We start from the raw sequence: 19643 nt of genomic DNA on the forward strand, positions 1-19643 counted from the left end.
AATAATACTAAATAATCAACACCTTATAATTTTTACTCGATATACTTATTTAATTAAAACTTGTCACTAATTCCAACTTGGTGCAACTCCTCCATTACAATTCCCTGTACATGTACAAGCATCTAGTGGAGAAATATACTTAGTTTTATGAATATTTACCACTGACATCTCTACTTCTTTTTTTTGATTTAATTTTGATTTCTTCAAAATTTTAAATTTTCTTTTATTTTTCATATATAAAAAACCTCCTTTTGAATATATAAGGTGTTGATTATAAATAATTTTGTTTTTGTGCATCCCACATTTTTCTATAATAATCACAATTTTTTAATAAATTGTTATGAGTATCATAAGCTAAAATTTCTCCGTCATCTAATATTAAAATCTTATCTGAAAATTTTATACTACCTAATCTATGAGTTATAATTACACCTGTTTTGTCAGACAAAATTTTTTTAAAAATATCGTAAATATCTTTTTCAAAAATAGGGTCTATTTCTGCTGTTGGCTCATCTAAAACTAAAAAATCACTATCTTTGTAAATTCCTCTACATATAGCAAGTTTTTGCCACTGCCCTCCTGACAGTTCTAGTCCGCCAATTTCTTTTCCTAATAGTTTTTTGTAGTATTCATTTTTAAATCCCATTGATTTCATAATAGCAAAAGAATCCGCACTAGATTCACTGCCTAACTCGATATTATTTCTAACATCTAAAGGATATTTGCAAAAATCTTGAAAAACAACTGAATTTTTTGAAATTAATCTAGTACCTCCAGACTCATTAGACTTATATAATCCAAGTAAAATCTTTGCTAAAGTGCTTTTTCCAGAACCATTTTTACCAACTATAGCAATAATCTCTCCTTTATTTATCTTCAAATTTATATTCTTTAAACAATAATTTTTAGCATTTGGATATTTAAAATTCAAATTAGATAATTCCATAGAATCATCATTATACAAGCTTTCTTTGTCAAATTCTAAGCTCATAAATTCAAAGTATGGTACAGATAATTTAGAGAACATCATAATATATCCTTGTAGCGAAAAAATTTCTTCAATAAATTTTGAAATTATATTTACACCGACTATAACTATAATTAAATTGCCGATATTATTAGTATTTATATAATCGAATGTAGCCAATATATATATTGATATTTTTCCTAAATATACTAATAATTTTGAAATTAATTCTATGAGATATATCTTCTTATTCAAAATAGAAAACTTCTTATTGTGTTCATCAAATACCTTATTTAATTTTTTTAAAACAAAATCTAAAGTATTATATATTTTAAATTCTGCATAAGTTGAATCTTCTAAAATACAATTCTCAATTTCTTTTTCTCTTCTTTCATATAAGTTCAGGTCTAAACGATATTTAGTAATATATCTTCCTTTAAAATAGTTTTCTAAAATTAAAGGAAATAATATTAGTATCAAAAAAAATAGATATTTTATATTAATAAAAATAATAAAATTTGAAATTAATACAATATTCAAAATTAAACCAAAGTATGAAATAACAGTCTCTACAAGTCTAAATATATTTGTACTACAAACTGTTGCTTCATGAATTTTTTCATTTATATTATTTTTCTCATAGTCTATAATTTCGATTTCAGAACACTTCTTTTGAATTTTTGTTTTTAAAATTTTTTCAAAATTTGGAATTAGCATATACTGTATATAATATCTATCAAAATAAATTTTCTTTAAGGATATTATAAATAAATATGTAACATATGGAAGAAACGAAAACAAAACATTCTTAAAAAAAATATTAAAATTATCGTTTTTAAAAATAACTATTCTTTTAAAGAATTCTCTAGTATAAATCATCCCAAACATATAAGTCAAAGCGGTTATTATTGTAACCGATATCATAATAAATAACTCTTTCTTATATGTACTATAAAATAGATTAATACACCTAGATATCATTTTTATATTAGTCAAAAATTGATTTTTGAATTTCATACATTTCAAAATACTTTCCTCCATAAGAAATTAATTCATCATGTGTCCCTGATTCAATCAAGTTTCCGTCTTCAATCAATAAAATTATATCAGTATATTTAACAATTCCAAGTCTATGAGAAATAAATATATTTAAGCTACCAGAAATTTTATCTTGTATATTTTTATAATATTCTAATTCTAAAAAAGGATCTAAATTAGAAGTAGGTTCATCAAAAATAAAAACTTTTGATTTTCTCAAAAAAACTCTATTAAAAAATATATTTTTCCACTGACCACCTGAAAGATTAACATTATTCTTATAATTAATACTGGTGTATGAATCTATTCCATCATTAAAATTTTCAACAAATTCAACAATGCTCTTATCTATGTCTAAATCTCCTTTTTGAGATTCTTCTAAATTTATATTTTCAAAAATAGTAAATGGATACTTTTTAGGATGTTGAAAAAGTACAGAAAATATTTTTGACTTCTGTTCAAATGATATATCATTTATATCAACACCATCTATTCTTATATTTCCCTTTTCGACTCTATACAATCCTAATAGCAACTTAATTAAAGTACTTTTTCCTGAACCATTTCTACCTAAAATTGAATAATTCTTTCCAAACTCAAAGGTAAATGAAAAATTCTTAATTATATATCCATCTGAATTAGGATATCTAAAGAAAACTCTATCAAATTCTATATTATAATTACTTAATTTTACATCTTTTTTTACTAATTTTTTCTTTGTAATAAATTCGTGATATAAATTAATACCATTTGTAAAATTAAAATAATCTGATATTTTATTTAATTCAGTACCAATTATTTCAGTTATTACAATTAATCCACTATTTAACAAGTAAAAATAGGAAATATTAATGCTTCCCAAATTATATAAATATAAACTTGCAATCAGCATAAATAATACAAGAAAATAATTTGAAACTTCATATAAAAAATCAAATTTCAGACGATTTCTAGCATCCTTTAAATTTTCATCAATGGCATCGTCATACTTATGTAAAAATATCTTATTGTAAAAATTAAAAACATTAAATATTTTTCTTTCATTAGAATGTTTTTTATCTATCAATATATTATTTATTATATTGTGTTCCTTACAATTTTCCATATATTTAATCCAAATATCTTTAGACGCTTTTAGTTGATTATTCTTTAAATACAAAACAAAAGCAATTACGAATAAATAAATTATAAACATATATACATTAATATAAAAAATAATGAGCAACACAAAAAGAGCTAAAAACAAATTTATAAGAGTTTTATAGCAATCTTTAGAAATTTTTATATAATTTTCAATATAATTATTTACTACAAATATTTTATTCTTAAAATCTACACTTTCAAATTCTTTAAGCTCAATATTTTCAAAAGATTTTAACAAATTTAATTTCAGTACTTTTTTATGTTTTTCTCCATCCTTTTCCAAACTGTAATTTACAAAAATATTAAAAAATTCTCCGACAATAAAAAACAATAAAATATATAATAAAACGATTATATCTTCTTTTCTCTTTATTGTTATAATTAATGGAAACATTGAAATTAAAATTAATCTGTCTAGTGATACAATCAAAGAAGCAAATATAACAATTATTTTTTTATTGATACAATTCTTAAAAACTTGAATGAATGACTTCATTAATTCTCCCAACTCCCTATTTCCATATAATTATATTTAAGTAAAATATTATAATTATTTTCTCAACTATATAATATATTTTCCTGAAATTAAACTAATTTTACATATTTCTAATATGCAATTATATTTTATCTCATTAAAAAATCAAAGTCAAGTTTTGACTTTGATTTTTGCTAAATTTCAACAAATTCATTTATTCCAAATAGATACAATCCCTTTTTAGTGACTTTTTTACCGGAAATGTCTTCAATTGCAGATTTATATAAATCCAATTGTACTTTGTATCTTGCCTTTACTTCTTCAAGATTTTCTTTTGTTACATAATCCGTCTTATAATCCAACAAAATTATTTCTCCATTTTCATTTTCAAAGAAAAGGTCAATTATTCCGACTACCATAATTTTTTCGTCTTCTGAAATATTTTCATCTTTAAATAGATTTTTCAATTTTATATTATAGTCAATGGCTTTTTCTTTAAATAATTTCTCAGATTTATTTGCAATATAAATTTCCTTAAAAATATCCGACTGAATAAATTTTACTATCCAATTTATTTTTATCGTTTCTGCTTCGTCCAAATTCATAATATTTTTTTCAACGAATGAATTTATTTGCAACTTTACTTCTTCTCTTATTTTTGAAACATCTTCTGTATCAAATTTTGAAAAGTCTAAAAGTTGCATTGCTAAATGGAAAATAGTTCCTTTTTCTGCAGAATTAAATCCGACTTTTCCCTCACTCTGATGAATAAATGACGGAGTTTTCAAAACAAAATTCTCTTTATAATATTTTTGATGTTTTTCTTCGTCTTCTTCCTGAATCATCTTTTTGATTTCAGAAACAGTAATGCTTGAAGGCTTGTTCAAGACATTTTTATAAACATATTCTTTGTTAAATCTATCCTCCAAAAATCCTTTAACAGTTCGCATTTCATTTTTAACTTCTATATCATCTTCTTCCGAAATTATTTCATTTGTTTTTATTTCTTCTTTAATTCTTTGATATTCTATAAATTCCTCTGTTTTAGTATTTACATTTAATTGAAATTTCAAGTCTTCATTTCCTAAAAAGTTTTCTTCTCTTCCCAAACAATTCAAACTCGTTCCATAAACTGTAAGATTATCAATAGAACTTAATATCCAATCAAGATAATTATTTATTTTTAGAATTTTATAATTACTTATATTGCCTCTTTCATCAATTCCGGAGCTTATTTCTTCTCTTAAATTCTCATAATCTTTTACTCTTCCGGTTATTATAAGTTTTTCCTTTGCTCTTGTCATTGCAACATAAAGGAGTCTCATTTCCTCTGCAATTTGTTCATTTTTCTTGAATTTTTCAATTTTTTTCTTCATAATGCTGTTGAATGAAGTTTTTTTATCCATATCATAAACAACTGCACCAAAACCAAGTTTTTGATGTAAAACTAAATTGCTGTCGTCAGCTCTGAAATTAAATTTCTTATTCGTATTTGCGAGAAATACAATAGGAAATTCCAAGCCTTTACTCTTATGAATACTCATAATTCTAACTACATTCGCATCTTCAGAAATTAATTTCGCCTCTGAAACATCACTTTTTAAACTGATTTTTTGAATATAATTTACAAAATTAAACAATCCCTTATAAGAATTTTTTTCATAATTTTTCGCCTTTTCGAAAAGTAACATCAGATTTGTTTTTCTCTGTTCCCCCATATCCAAAAGTCCGACATAATTATAGTATCCTGTATATTTATATAAAAACCATATTAATTCATCAGCAGAAACTAAAGATTTTTTTTCTATAAATAATTTTAAATCGGAAATAAATTTTGTAATTTTTTCCTTTAAACTCACTCTAATTTCGATGTCTTTGTCTTCTAAAATTTTTATTAAAAGCTCATAAAATTTTAATTTTCTATCTACAAGTCTTATTTCGCTCAATTCTGTTGATGTAAAATTATAAATTGGAGAATACATTACAGAAATTAAAGGAATATCCTGCATAGGATTATCTATAATTTTAAGCAAATTAATTATTGTATCAACTTCAAAAGTATCAAAATATCCTCCCATACTCTCTGCATAAATTGGAATATCATATTCTAAAAATACTTCTTCTAAAATTTTTGTATTACTGCTCGGAGAACGCATCAAAATAACAATATCTTTGTAATCAACTTTCCTATAATCATCAAAATTTTTATCATAAACTTTAAAAGGATTTTCTTTATTGTTCATCATATTGTAGATTGTATTTGCAATTTTTATACATTCAAGTTTAAAAGACTTCATCTCTTCAAAATCTTCCGAATATTCATCAGTTAAAATTATCTCGTCTTCGTCCTCATCATCAGATTTTTCATCAACTAAAAGAATTTCAACTGCACCACCGACATTTTCATCACTTTCTTTAAAACTTGCCATAGGATTTAATCTTTCGTCAATAGTATAATCAAGTTCTCCCGTTTCTTTTTTCATTATTTTTGAAAAAACTAGATTTGTTCCCTCAAGGATTTCTTTTCTACTTCTAAAATTCGCATAGAGCATTATCTTATTATTAAAACTGTCAATATCATCTTCTATTCTATTATAATTTTCATATTTTTCCATAAAAATACTCGGATCTGCCTGTCTAAATCTATAAATACTCTGTTTAACATCTCCAACCATAAATCTGTTATTATCTTTTGCAACTGCTGATAAAAGAATTTCTTGAACAAGGTTACTGTCTTGATATTCGTCAATAAAAACTTCAGCATATTTTTCTTGATATTCTAAAGCTGTTTTAGACGGTATAATATTTCTATCTTCATCAATATCTACAAGTATCTCAAGTGCCAAATGTTCAATATCGGCAAAATCTACATAATTAAATTTTTGCTTTCTCTCCCAAAACTTTTCCTTAAATTTAATTACAACATCAGAAATTGAACGAACATAAGGATAAATTAAATCACTTTCTCTTTTGATATTTTCTATATCTAAATTTAAAGTTTTAAGTGATTCTGAAATTTCCGACTTTATACTATCCAATTCTTTTTTAACTTTATTGTATATCTCTTTTACTTCTTCATCACATTTTGAAATTTTAAAACTTACAAAGTTCGAATTTAAAAATTCATTAGTTGATATTTTAAGCTCATCAAACTTCGTATTGTCTTTTAAAAATTTCTTTAAATTTTCCTTTACGACAGATAGAGCATCTAACAAATTATTATACATATTTACATATTTTTCAAGTTCAGGATAGTCTTCGATTTTTTTCAAATTGTTTTTTATACTCAATTCAAAAAATTCCAAATCCATATCTACATCTTTTGCAATATCCAAGATGTAGTTTTCTAAATAGAAATCATCATCCTTTGTATTTGTATTAAAAAATTCTGCCTTTTCATTTAACCAAATATTTGGGAAAGGATGTGAATTTACAAAATTATTTACATTCAATAAAAGTTGCAAAAGTCCTTCATCAGTGTTTTTCTTGGCATACCAATCAACTAATCTCAAAAAGCTCTCATCATTATTTTCATAAAGCTCTTCAAATAATTCTTCCATAACTTCTTTGGCTAAAACTTCATTTTCGCTTGGATCTATAACTTTTATATTGCTATCTAAATTTACCAAATGAGCATAAGAAATCAAAACATCTTTACAAAAAGAGTCAATAGTTGTGATGTCAGCACCGCTAAGGAGCAGTAATTGTTTTTGAAGATTTTCATTTTCCGAATTTTCTTCAAGTTTTTTTTCAATAGCCTTACTTACTCTTTCTCTCATTTCAGATGCAGCCAATTTTGTAAATGTTACAACAAGTAATTTGTTTATATCAATTGGATTTTTTTCGTCTAAAACAAGCTCTATAATTCTTTCGATAAGTACGGCTGTTTTTCCAGAACCCGCTGCTGCAGACACAAGTAAATTCGTATTTCTGCTATCTATTACCTGTCTTTGCTCTTTAGTCCACTTTACTTCACTCACTATTTCTCACCTCTTTTCTCTTTGTTTTCCGAATTCATCAATTCAAAAACTTCATTAGGTCTATCCTTTGTCAATAAATTCTTAATATTATTATATTTATTATGCTTAATATCAAATCTGCAAATGGATTTATATTTACAATAATCACAAGGCTTTTTATTTTTATATCTGAAAGGTTTTATATCAATATTTCCTGCATAAATTTCTTCACAGATATCCTTAGTCTTATTTAAAACAAATTCATTTACAATTTCAAATTCATCCGTAGTTAAGCCCAATGTGCTTGCTCCGATTTCTTGCCCTTTTGACTTTAATTTTATAGGTAGTATTTCAGAAGCCAAATTATCCGCATCCAAAGTCCTATCCAAATTCTTCAAAAGTTCCATATCTTTTATAACAAAACCTGTAAGTTTATTTTTCTTAAGTTTTTCACTATGAAAACTTTCATCATTCATATCAAGCATTTTGGAATAAGTTTCAAATCCAACTAAATTTGTATTGAAATCACTGTAAAATAATCCTGCAGGTTTATATCTTTCCTTATTGGAAGATAAAATTGCATTCATATAGACAAAAAGTTGTAGCTGAAGACCTGCATAGACTTGATTTAAGTCAATATCTCTTTTTGAAGACTTGTAATCAATAATTCTTAAAAAGTCAAAATTTTCTCCTTTAAAAATATCAATTCTGTCAATTTTACCAACTAATTTAATTTCTTTCCCATTCTTTAAAGTATAGGTAATAGGTTTTATTGACTCATCTCCAAATTCTGTTTCAAAACCTGTTGGAATAAAGTTTCCACGTCTTACTTGTTCTGCCATAATTTCTATGCTTTCAACAATATTTTTGTGTGTAATAGCTGAAAAATATTTATATTTTGGAGAGCTTTCAAGAATAAAATTAGACTTTTCAGCCATTTTTGCTGTTAATTTTTCTACTTCCCTTTTGATAAATTCTCTATCAATTATATTCCAATCAATATTATTTTCAAAAACTCCCTTAAAAAAGTCGTCAAAAATCTTATGGCAATAAGTTCCATAATCTGCAGGAGAAAAATCATACACTTCTCTTTCCTTTGCTCTAAGTCCATAGTTTATAAAATATGAAAAAGGGCAACGCATAAAGTTTTCAAGTTTTGAAATGCTTACATTTCCACTTTCATAAAGAAATGAAGTATAATCTTTTATATTTTCAGTTTCTTTTTTGTAATTTAATTTATCCTTTAAAATTTCAATCTTATATTTATAATCTTCATCCTCAATCAAGAAATCAATTATTTCTCTAAAATTGAATTTATCATTTTCGCTCAATTTATTTGAATTTAAAGCCTCAATATTAGAAACTAAGATTTGATATAATCTCTCTTTAGAAAAAGTTTCAAAAATATCCATAATAGAAAAATCTTTTAAATAATCTATGCTTTCGACTTCTAAATTTCCAAAAATGAATTTAATTTTTTTCACAAATCTTGAAACTAAAAGACTCTTTCCCTCCAAATCGGAAATCGGAAAAGTTATATACAATTTTTCTTTTGCAATACTGAAAGTCTTATAACTTAAAAATTGTTCATCAGTAGTTTTTAGTAAATTGTTATTAGAAAAATTAAAGCCTAAAGTTTTTAAACTTTCTTTTTCATTTTCGCTAATTAAGTCATTATCCACTATATTTTTCGGGAAGTTCCCATCATTAACTCCCAATACAAAAGCTATTTTTGTAGAAGGTTTTTTCATTCTGTCAACAGTTGTAATAAAGACTTCATCCTTTGAAGGCGGAACAATTCCAAGCTCAATATTTTCAAGTTCAGTTTTAATTAAATTTATAAATTTTGAGTAGGCAATTTTCTCCTCTCCCATAAATTCAACCATTTCATCCAAAACTGCTGTAAAACTTCCCCAAACTTGAGAATACTCTTTAGCCTTATATAAATTTCCTTCATTTTGGAAATTCATTACAAGATTGTTTATTCTATCAAAAAGTCCAATTTCCAAAGTGAACTCATATAAATATTTACAAATATCCTTTACGGTATTTCTACCTTTTAACTTATCATGTAAATTTTTTATCGGCGTTATTACAATATTTTTTATCTCATTTATCTTTACAAGTTTTTCATAATCACTTTCTTCCTCAAAACTATGAACGATGGACTTGTTCCAAGATTCGTCAAACCAACGATTGCCTTTTATTCCATTTGCAATTACATAATTTTCCAAAAGGAAAATATCCTCATCAGAAACTCCTGTAAGTCCGCTCTTCAAATATCTGAAAACAGAATCATAGGAATAATTTTTATCCTTCATATCCAAAATGGACAAAATTAGAATAATAATCGGATTTTCCATAATTGAAATCTTTTCATCCAAGAAATAATCAATATTGTAATCATCAAAAACTCTTTCTATTATATAAGAATATTCATCCAAACTTCTCATACATAGAGTTATATCATTATATCTATAATTTTTAGTTTTAACTAATTTTGAAATTTCTTCTGCAATAAAAGAAACTTCATCATATATATTTTTAAACTTTAAAATTCTAATATTTTCAGAATCTTTAGAATATGATTTTGGAGAAAAAGTACCGATATTTTTTTCTAAAAACGATAAATCTTTAGAATTATAGTAGCTTTCATTTGAAAGTGAAATATTTTCAAGCAATGGAATATTATACTTTTCGCAAATGTTTTTAATATTTAAAATTGTTGAATTACTTCTTAAAAACATATTCATTTTTGAATGTAAATTTTTAAAATCAGTTAAAAGAGAAAAATAAATATTTTTTGAAAAATAGATTAACTTTTCAATTACCAAGTATTGAGCAGGAGTAAAGTCCATATATTCGTCAACAAAAATAGTTGCTCCTTTGATACTTTCAAAATCATCAAGTTTTTCGGCAAAAATATTCAAAGTATCTTCAGTATCGGAGTATTTTTTATCAATTAAATTTTCATAAGATTTATAAATATTATATAAATCTTGCATTTTAAATTTTAAAGACTCATTTTTAACATTTTCTGTAAGCGAAAAAACATCCGTAACCGAAAAATCATTTTGCTTAAACTCTATTATCATATCCATAATATTGTTCACAAAACCCATTTTAAAATCGTCGGATTTAAAAGTAACCAAATCCTTTGAAACCAAGTCCATAGCCTTAAAAGTCAAAAGACTTCTAGCACTTGTTGTAAGTCTTCTCTCCTTAAGTCCTCCAACATTGGTAAAAACAATTTTACTTAAAGTTGAAAAACTTACAACTCTAATTCTAAAATTAGGATCAATATTTTTTTCATCTTCAAGCTTTTCACTTAATCTTTTTTCCATTTCATATGTAAATTTTTCCGGAACTAAAATATAGATAGGCTTTTTATCTTCTCTTTTAGCCTCTTCAAAACAAAGATCTAAAATCTTATCAGTCCTATCCGCTCCAAATCTTCCTGTAATAAATCCAACTGCCACAATAATTACCTCTTTCAATCTGATATGATTATTTTATCATATTTTGATATAACAAAAAAGAGTTACCACTTAAGTAACTCTTTGTAAACTATTCTTTTCTATAAACTGAAAAAATTTTTGATTTTGATCCATCTTCATTTTCAATTTGCATATCATATCTAGTATATTTCTCTCCATTTTTGTCCTTAACTTTTTTGTGAGAAACAACTACCATTTTTTTATCTTTTGTATCTTTATTGGCATTATCGACATATTCTTTAATAGTCTTTTCTTTTTCTAATATTACAGATTCTTTTTTTAGAATTTCTTCGTCCACTTCAACCTTAAAATGATTATAAAGAAGTATTGAAACTAAAAACAAAAATAGTATTAATACCAACTTAAAAGGTTTATTTTTCATAATTTGTCTCCTTTAATTTTTTTTATCTTTACAATATTATTTTCCTACATATTTTTCTTCATATAGAAAAATTCTAGATTTTTTTCCATTAAAAGAAACTTCTACTTCATAACGATTATAAAATTTACCATCTTGATGAATAAATTCAGTTTTAATTACTTTCAATTTTTCTCCAGTTTTATCTTCTCTATACTTTAAATATCTATCTATTCCAAATTTTGAAAGAGCATCATCAACTTTTATATCAAATTTTTTATTCTCAACTTTTGTAACTTTAAATTTATTATCTTTAACGACTATTTCATAACCATCTAATATTTTTGCACCTTTATAAATTTTATATAAGTGATAAATTGTTTTTCCATCAACGTCCTCTTTATCTTCTATAAATGAATGGATATCAAAACTTCTATTATTTTCCCTTATTTGTTTATAAACATCAGAAATATTTGAAAACTCACCCTCAAGAGCAAAAAAATCTTTTTTTCCATATTTTTCAAACAATTTATTTAATGACTTTTCTTTTAAATACCTTCCTCCAACAGAAAAATCCCTTAACATAAATCTAAAATAATAATTATAGCATTCATAAGCATTTACATAATAACTATCTGTAGAAATTTCTACTCTAGGTAAGCATTTATAAGGTGCAAAATAAATTCTTTCACTTTTATTAGAAAAATCAGTTATCAGGTCAATAATTTCTTTTTTTTCTTCAATAGTATCTATATCGTAACCTATTCCATCAACTTCAAATACTAACTTTTTACCATGCAAAAATTCTTGTTTGAACATATGAACATTATACATAAAATATAGACTTAATATAAGCTTAAAAATTAAATATAATAATATTATCTTAATAATTTTTTTAAAAGTATTATGATATAATCTATTTTCTAAACTTAAATCTAAACTTAAATTATTCTTTTTCATAAATATCAATTCCCATCTTTGAATTATTTATTATATGTTCTGCAGAATACAAAGTATATAATTTCTACACTCTATATTGTTAATGTATAATACCATTATATAACACAAAAAAATCAAAGTCAAATTACAGACTTTGATTTTTTAACTTATTAATCCAATTCAAATTTCCCTGTATATAATTGATAATATCTTCCTTGTTTTTCAATCAACTCATCGTGAGTTCCCATTTCTAAAATTTCTCCATTATCCAGAACAATTATTCTATCAGAGTTTGAAATTGTAGAAAGTCTATGAGCAATTATAAATACAGTTCTACCTTCCATTAAGACATACATGGCTTTTTGAACAACATTTTCTGTTTTTGTATCTATTGAAGAAGTAGCTTCATCTAAAATAAGAACAGGTTTATTTTCAAGTAATGCTCTTGAAATTCCAAGTAACTGTCTTTGACCTTGAGATAAATTTTCTCCACCACTTCTTAATACTGTATCATATTGTTCTGGAAGTTTTATTATAAATTCATGAGCACCTGTTTTTTTACATGCCTCGATACATTCTTCTCTTGTAGCTTCTAAATGCCCGTATCTAAGATTTTCTAAAACTGTTCCCGTAAATAGATTTGTTTCTTGTAAAACAACACCTACATTTTTTCTAAGGTCAGCTTTTTTTATTGAATTTACATTTATTCCGTCAAATAAAATTTCTCCACTATTTACATCATAAAATCTGTTTATAAGGTTGGCAATTGTAGTTTTACCACTTCCGGTTGCTCCTACAAGTGCAATTTTTTCACCTTGTTTAGCAGTAATACTGATATTTTTTAAAACTGTTTTTTCCTTATTATATCCGAAAACAATATTTTTTATATCAATATTTCCTAAAACTTCAGTTTTTTCACCATTTTCTTTTACAAATTCATATTTGTCATTTTCTTGTTCTATTTCAACTTTTCCATCATCTACTTCAGGTTCTTGGTCAATTAGCGCAAAAACTCTTTCAACACCTGCTAAACCCATAATAATTGAATTTAATTGCATTGAAACTTGGTTGATATTTCCTGAAAATTGCTTTGTCATATTTAAAAATGGAACTACTATACTTATACTAATTGCCATACCTGAAAGACTTAAATTATATACATTAAAGTATATTAAAAGTCCTCCAACAATTGCAACAACAACATATAGAATATTTCCTATATTATTTAAAATTGGTCCAAGTATATTAGCATAAGAGTTTGCTTTTTGAGAATCATCAAATAATTTATCATTTACTTCATTAAATTTTTTCATTGACTCATCTTCATAATTAAAAACTTTTACAACTTTTTGTCCATAAATCATTTCTTCTAAATAACCTTCAGTTTTACCTAATGATTTTTGTTGCTCAATGAAGTATTTTCTTGAATGTTTACCAACATATTTTGTTACAAAATACATAGCAACAACACCTAGTAGAACGGTAAGTGTCATCCAGAAACTAAAATATAACATTATGCCAAAAACTGTTATAACAACAACTAATGATGCTAAGACATTCGGTAAACTTTGAGAAATCATCTGTCTTAAGGCGTCAACATCATTTGTATAATAACTCATTATATCCCCATGACCTTCAGTATCAAAATACTTTAAAGGAAGAGTTTGCATTTTTACAAACATCTTTTTTCGCATATGATAAAGAGTTCCTTGTGTTATAGTAGCCATTGCAAGATTATATACAGCTGTTAATATCAAAGAAAGTATATCTACTCCAATTAATATCAAGATTAAAGTAATCATTTCTTTTGAAAAAACAGACCATGAAACTGAAGGATCTCTAGCTTCAAGTAAACTTACAATTTTTTGAATAAATAAACTTGGAATTGAGCTAACCCCGGCAGTAAAAACAATACCAACTAAAACTAATGGAAACAGTACAGGATAAACTGTAAATACTTCTTTTATTACTCTGAATAAAATTGATTTTTTACTATTTTTCATCTACAACTCCTCCTTGTGTTAAATATAAATCACGATATAATCCCTCTTGTCTTACTAGAGTTTCATGATTTCCACTAGCAACTACTTTGCCCTTTTCAATTACCAAAATTATATCTGCATTTTGTACGGATAATATTCTTTGAGCGATTATAATTTTTGTAGTTTCAGGCATATAGGATTGTAAACCTCTTCTTATCAATTCATCTGTTTTTGTATCAACAGCAGAAGTGGAGTCGTCAAAAATTAAAATTTTTGGTTTCTTAAGTAATGCTCTTGCAATACAAAGTCTTTGTTTTTGACCACCTGATAGATTTGCTCCACCTTGTTCAATATATTCATCATAACCATTAGGCATTTTGTTTATAATTTCAGTTGCTTGAGCAATATTACAAACTAAATCAAGGTCTTCATCAGTTGCATTTTTGTTTCCCCATTTTAAATTTTCTCGAATTGTTCCGGAGAATAATGTATTTTTTTGAAGAACCATACCTACTTCTTCTCTTAATAATTCAATGTCAATATTTTCGATATTAATATTGTCAATTAAAATTTCTCCAGAATTTATATTGTAAAGTCTAGGAATTAATTGAACTAATGTACTCTTTCCAGAACCGGTAGCTCCAATTATCCCAACCGTACTTCCAGAAGGAATTTTAAATGAAACATCATTAATTACATTTTCTTTTGCGTCCTCTGAATATCTAAAAACGACATTTTTAAATTCAATTTCTCCACTATTTAATACTTTATGCAATGACTTTTCGTCTGTTATAGTTGATTCTGTATTTAAAACTTCTGATATTCTCTTTGAAGATTCCATTGCCATTGTTAACATAACAAGAACCATTGAAAACATCATTAGACTGCTCAAAATCATAAAACTGTAAGTCATAAGTGCAGATATCTGTCCAACATTGAAATTTGGATTAATTCCAGCTACTATAACATAAGAACCTAAAAACAAAATCAAAACAGTATCTACATATAAACAAAATTGCATTAAAGGTGCATACAATGATATTATTTTTTCTGCAATTGTAAAATCATGTTTTACTTCACTTGCAACTTTATCAAATTTCTCAATTTCAAAATCCTCGCGAACTAAAGATTTTACAAGTCTTATAGCCTTTATATTTTCTTGAATAGTATTATTCATATCATCATATTTATAAAATATTTTTTTGAAAATTTTCATCGCTTTTATAAGTATAAATGCAAGTCCAATTAAAAGTATTGGAACAACTATAACAAAAATAAATGCAAGTTTTCCACCCATAATAAATGACATAACAAAAGAGAAAACAAACATAAATGGACTTCTGATTGCCATTCTAATTGTCATCATATAAGCATTTTGAACATTTGTAACATCAGTTGTAAGTCTTGTAAGCAATGACGAATTAGAAAAAGAATCTATATTTTCAAAAGAAAATCCTTGAACTTTTTCAAAAATATCTTTTCTTAAATTTCTAGCGAAACCTGCAGATGCAACTGCACTTTTCTTTCCCGCTAATATTCCAAAAGTTAAAGATAGCATTGCCATTACAACAAGAATTAATCCTTGATTAAATAAATCTCTAATTGGAATGTTTGATCTTATTCCATTTACTAAATTTGCAAGAATAAAAGGAATTATACATTCCATAATAACTTCAAAGACAATATAAATAACAGACATAATCGAGTCTTTTTTATATTCCCTTATACTCTTACTTAACGTTTTTACCATAAACTTCCTCCGTATAATATGTACTAAAGAAAAAAACTTAAATATATCAATACTTAAGTTTTATAAATTTCCGAACTAAAAATCTCACTATTATTGTATACCCAACTAAAGTGAGATTATAAACATTTAAACTAATTTTTTGTTTTCTATTCTAATTATTCTATCTGCAAGTCTATTCGCTTGTTTTTCATTATGTGTTGAAATTATTATTGTATATTTTTTTGAAAGTTCTTTTATAAGAGATTCAATTATTATGGAATTATTTTCATCCAAAGAAGAACAAGGTTCATCAAAAATCAAAACTTCTGGGCAAGTTGTAAGCATCCTAGCAATACAAAGTCTTTGTCTTTGTCCCCCTGATAATTTTGAAGGAGAAAGGCTTAAATTGTCTTTTACCTCATCATATAAATTTACACTTTCCAATAAATTTTTAACTTTCTCTTTTTTATTCTTAACTTTTCCCTCATAAAATTCCATTGCATAGGTAATATTTTTTTCTATTGAAAAGTCAAAAGGTTTAGAGTCTTGAAAAAGTGTAGAGATTTTTCTTTTTAATTCAATTGGTTTGATGTTTTTAATATTTTCTCCTCTAAAAAATACATCTCCCGTATAATTTCCACCATTTTCAATTAAAAATCCGTTCAAACAAGAAAGTAAAGTAGATTTTCCAGAGCCTGAACTTCCCATTATACAGATTATTTCATTTTCCTTTATATCTAAATTAACATCTTCTAAAATGATTTTTTCTTTGTAAAAAATACTAAGATTTTTTATTTCTAATATATTCAACTATTTTACCTCCGATATTTCTCATTATTATTTCAGATAATAAATTTAATATTATTAAAAGTCCAATCAAAACCATAGCTGTCGCATAAGCTTTTTCAGTTGCAACTGATTGGCTTAGTAACATATGCAAATGGAATGGTAAAGCCATAATAGGAGTAAATAATCCATTTGGTTTTGCCATAAATACAACTCCCGTCAAAAGCAAAGGTGCAGTTGCTCCTACGGCATAACTTCCTGCTAAAATTGAAATTGAAACTATTTTATTGGAAATAGTAGGTAAAATTAACTTCCTACACATATAAATTTTATCAATTCCTAATGCATAGCTATCTCTTATACATTGTCTGTCAAATTCTTCAATTAATTTTTCAACATTTAGCTCCACAAAAGGAAAAACCATTAGTGAAAGAGCTATACTTGCTGTAAATAAACTCTTTGGAATATTTAAAGTTACTATAAAAAATCCATAGACAAAAAGTCCAATTATAATTGACGGAATTGATGAAATACATTGAATAAGAAAACTCAAAAGCATTTTAATTATTTTTGATTTACAAAATATTTTATTATAAATTGCAAAACAAATCCCTAAAGCTGTTGAAAAAAACATAGATAATATCATCAACAAAAATGATCCTATTATCGCATTTCTTATACCACCATCTACTCCAAGTGGCATTCCTTTAGGATTTTCCGTTAAAAATTTTAAATTTATTCCTGAAATTCCATTAAAAAATACAAAAGAAAATATCAAAAAAATTGCTGTCATAACTATAAAAATAGATATATATGCAAAAAGTTTAATTAACTTATCTTTAAATCTTATCATAAATTCTACTCTTTCTATTAATAATAAATAATAAAATATTAATGATTAAAACTAAAATCAAAAGTATAAATCCACTTGCAAAAAGTGCATAATAATGTTCACTATAAACTTCACTCATCCCTATTTCGAGTGCAATAAGCGATGGAATAGTCTGTGCTTTTGACAATAGTTTTGGAAAAATCGGTGCATTTCCTATAACCATCATAACTGCCATTGTTTCTCCTATTGCTCTGGAGAATGAAATCATAAAGCCTGTTAAAATTGAAAAATGTAATTTCTTTAAAACCACTTTTCTTATAAAATACTCTTTACTTATTCCCAAAGCATCAGAATCTCTTTGATATTTTTTCTTAATAAGTTCAATTGTTTCAATAAGGTTTGAAACAAAATAAGGTAAAATCATTATTGATAAAATAATACTTCCTGCGAGGACACTTTCTCCAGCAGAAATCTTAAATATTCTTTCGATATTTTTTACAATTATAATCATTCCAAAAAAACCATAAATTATTGACGGAATACCTGCCAAAATGTTTATAAGCCATACGAGTAAAACTTTCGATTTTTTTGTATAAAAACATATAAATAAAGCTGTTCCAATAGCTATTGGAAGTGAAATTATACAAGCTAGAATAGATATAAATATACTAGCTAATAAAATATTAAAAATTCCAAAACTTCCGGAAACTTCAGTTGCATTCCAAACTCTTCCAAAAATAAATTTTAGAAAATTATTTTTAAGAAAAAAAGGTAAGGACTGATTATACAAAAAGACTATTAGAGTCAACAAAAGTAAAATTGTAAATAATGTAAAAATATAGACCGTGTATTTAAAAACTTTATTTTTCATAATTACTCCAAAAAAGAGGAATACAAAAAGTATTCCTCAGTATTTTCTAAATTTTATTTCAAAACAATAAGGTTGTCCAATATTATTTGCTTGGTATGAATCCCATACTTTTTATAACTTTCTTTCCTTCTTCTGATTGAAGTAAATCAACAAATACTTTTTCAGTTGCAGTTAATTTTCCACTCTTCATAATGATTAAAGGTCTTGAAATATAGTAACTGTTATTTAAAATATTTTCTTCAGTTGGTTCAACGTTATCAACTTTCATAGGAATTAACTTTCCTTGGTTTTGATTAGTAATACCATATGATGCATATCCAATAGCATTTTTATTTTCAATAATTTTTGAAACTAATGCGCCCATTGAAGGAGCTTGAATTGCATCTTCTCTAACCTTAACATCTTTCATTATTTTCTTTTGGAAAACTTCATGAGCCCCACCACCTAAATCACGAGTTACAACTACAATTTCTTCATCAGGTAAAGATGGATCTACTTGTTTCCAAGTTTTATATTCTCCGGAGAAAATCTTTATGATTTCTTCTTTAGTCAAATTTCCATTTTTAGCTTTTAAAATATTATTATCAGGATTAACACAAATACAAAGAGCGTCAAGACCTAGAGTAAAAGACTCTAAATCCTTAACCTTTTCTTTTTCTGAATCCTTAATATCACGAGCAAGCATTCCAAAATTTGCAACTTTATCAAGAACAGCCTTAACTCCTGCACCTGAACCACCAGATGAAACAAAAATAGTTATATTTTCTTTTGGCAATGAAGAATCAACCTTATCCCAAGTCGTATATTTTTCAATAAAATCTGTAGCAATCTTATTGATTACAGGAGCTAAAGTTGAAGAACCACTAAAACTAATTTGTGCATTAACAGTATCAGACTTGCTTTCAGTTTTATTTGTTTCCTCTTTCTTTTCAGTATTTTGTTTTTGTCCTGAACAAGCAGTAAACATAATACAAACTGCTAAAAGAGCCGTTAATTTTTTTAAATATTTTTTCATAATATCCTCCTAAAATAAATACCTGCATATATTTTACAACAAAGAAAATATA

13 protein-coding genes are annotated in these 19643 nt (G+C 25.5%); all 13 read right to left on the reverse strand.

Annotation, left to right across the window (positions count from 1 at the left end):
* Window positions 1-66: 66 nt before the first annotated feature.
* The gene (locus WFJ11_RS05095) at window positions 67-234 is read right to left on the reverse strand and encodes a hypothetical protein (protein WP_281703529.1); all 168 of its coding nucleotides are present in this window, start codon (window positions 232-234) and stop codon (window positions 67-69) included.
* 37 nt (window positions 235-271) lie between these two features.
* Window positions 272-1684, reverse strand: a complete 1413-nt coding sequence (locus tag WFJ11_RS05100; protein WP_338817031.1) for an ATP-binding cassette domain-containing protein — start codon at window positions 1682-1684, stop codon at window positions 272-274.
* A gap of 271 nt (window positions 1685-1955) precedes the next feature.
* Entirely contained in the window at window positions 1956-3644 is a 1689-nt protein-coding gene (locus WFJ11_RS05105; protein WP_338817032.1) for an ABC transporter ATP-binding protein, read from the reverse strand.
* A 173-nt stretch (window positions 3645-3817) separates the two neighbouring features.
* On the reverse strand, window positions 3818-7603 hold the full coding sequence (gene addA / locus WFJ11_RS05110) for a helicase-exonuclease AddAB subunit AddA (RefSeq protein ID WP_338817033.1): 3786 nt from the start codon (window positions 7601-7603) through the stop codon (window positions 3818-3820).
* Window positions 7603-11061: a PD-(D/E)XK nuclease family protein gene (locus WFJ11_RS05115; RefSeq protein WP_338817034.1), complete on the reverse strand. Its 3459-nt coding sequence runs from the start codon at window positions 11059-11061 to the stop codon at window positions 7603-7605. Before WFJ11_RS05115 ends, addA begins: the two co-directional genes overlap by 1 nt.
* A gap of 88 nt (window positions 11062-11149) precedes the next feature.
* Window positions 11150-11461, reverse strand: a complete 312-nt coding sequence (locus tag WFJ11_RS05120; RefSeq protein ID WP_338817035.1) for a hypothetical protein — start codon at window positions 11459-11461, stop codon at window positions 11150-11152.
* Between the two features lie 36 nt (window positions 11462-11497).
* Entirely contained in the window at window positions 11498-12397 is a 900-nt protein-coding gene (locus tag WFJ11_RS05125; RefSeq protein WP_338817036.1) for a hypothetical protein, read from the reverse strand.
* A 149-nt stretch (window positions 12398-12546) separates the two neighbouring features.
* Complete coding sequence (locus WFJ11_RS05130) at window positions 12547-14379, reverse strand: ABC transporter ATP-binding protein (protein WP_338817037.1); 1833 nt, start codon at window positions 14377-14379, stop codon at window positions 12547-12549.
* On the reverse strand, window positions 14369-16108 hold the full coding sequence (locus WFJ11_RS05135) for an ABC transporter ATP-binding protein (RefSeq protein WP_338817038.1): 1740 nt from the start codon (window positions 16106-16108) through the stop codon (window positions 14369-14371). Before WFJ11_RS05135 ends, WFJ11_RS05130 begins: the two co-directional genes overlap by 11 nt.
* A gap of 126 nt (window positions 16109-16234) precedes the next feature.
* A complete protein-coding gene (locus tag WFJ11_RS05140; RefSeq protein WP_338817039.1) occupies window positions 16235-16897 on the reverse strand; it encodes a phosphate ABC transporter ATP-binding protein in 663 nt (220 codons plus the stop codon).
* On the reverse strand, window positions 16869-17726 hold the full coding sequence (locus tag WFJ11_RS05145) for a PstA family ABC transporter permease (RefSeq protein WP_338817040.1): 858 nt from the start codon (window positions 17724-17726) through the stop codon (window positions 16869-16871). The genes WFJ11_RS05140 and WFJ11_RS05145 overlap by 29 nt, the downstream gene beginning before the upstream one ends.
* Window positions 17713-18576: a phosphate ABC transporter permease subunit PstC gene (gene pstC, locus WFJ11_RS05150; protein WP_338817041.1), complete on the reverse strand. Its 864-nt coding sequence runs from the start codon at window positions 18574-18576 to the stop codon at window positions 17713-17715. Before pstC ends, WFJ11_RS05145 begins: the two co-directional genes overlap by 14 nt.
* An 82-nt stretch (window positions 18577-18658) precedes the next feature.
* Window positions 18659-19591 carry a phosphate ABC transporter substrate-binding protein gene (locus WFJ11_RS05155; RefSeq protein WP_338817042.1) on the reverse strand — a complete coding sequence of 311 codons (933 nt, stop codon included), beginning with the start codon at window positions 19589-19591 and terminating at the stop codon, window positions 18659-18661.
* Window positions 19592-19643 lie beyond the last annotated feature (52 nt).

This window comes from Parvimonas micra (assembly GCF_037482165.1).
Lineage (GTDB): Bacteria > Bacillota > Clostridia > Tissierellales > Peptoniphilaceae > Parvimonas.

Coding starts and splice junctions, on each gene's coding strand:
- WFJ11_RS05125 (WP_338817036.1), bottom strand. CDS start 12,397: ATGAAAAAGAATAATTTAAGTTTAGATTTAAGTTTAGAAAATAGATTA.
- WFJ11_RS05105 (WP_338817032.1), bottom strand. CDS start 3,644: ATGAAGTCATTCATTCAAGTTTTTAAGAATTGTATCAATAAAAAAATA.
- WFJ11_RS05155 (WP_338817042.1), bottom strand. CDS start 19,591: ATGAAAAAATATTTAAAAAAATTAACGGCTCTTTTAGCAGTTTGTATT.
- WFJ11_RS05135 (WP_338817038.1), bottom strand. CDS start 16,108: ATGGTAAAAACGTTAAGTAAGAGTATAAGGGAATATAAAAAAGACTCG.
- pstC (WP_338817041.1), bottom strand. CDS start 18,576: ATGAAAAATAAAGTTTTTAAATACACGGTCTATATTTTTACATTATTT.
- WFJ11_RS05100 (WP_338817031.1), bottom strand. CDS start 1,684: ATGCTAATTCCAAATTTTGAAAAAATTTTAAAAACAAAAATTCAAAAG.
- WFJ11_RS05145 (WP_338817040.1), bottom strand. CDS start 17,726: ATGATAAGATTTAAAGATAAGTTAATTAAACTTTTTGCATATATATCT.
- WFJ11_RS05120 (WP_338817035.1), bottom strand. CDS start 11,461: ATGAAAAATAAACCTTTTAAGTTGGTATTAATACTATTTTTGTTTTTA.
- WFJ11_RS05130 (WP_338817037.1), bottom strand. CDS start 14,379: ATGAAAAATAGTAAAAAATCAATTTTATTCAGAGTAATAAAAGAAGTA.
- WFJ11_RS05095 (WP_281703529.1), bottom strand. CDS start 234: ATGAAAAATAAAAGAAAATTTAAAATTTTGAAGAAATCAAAATTAAAT.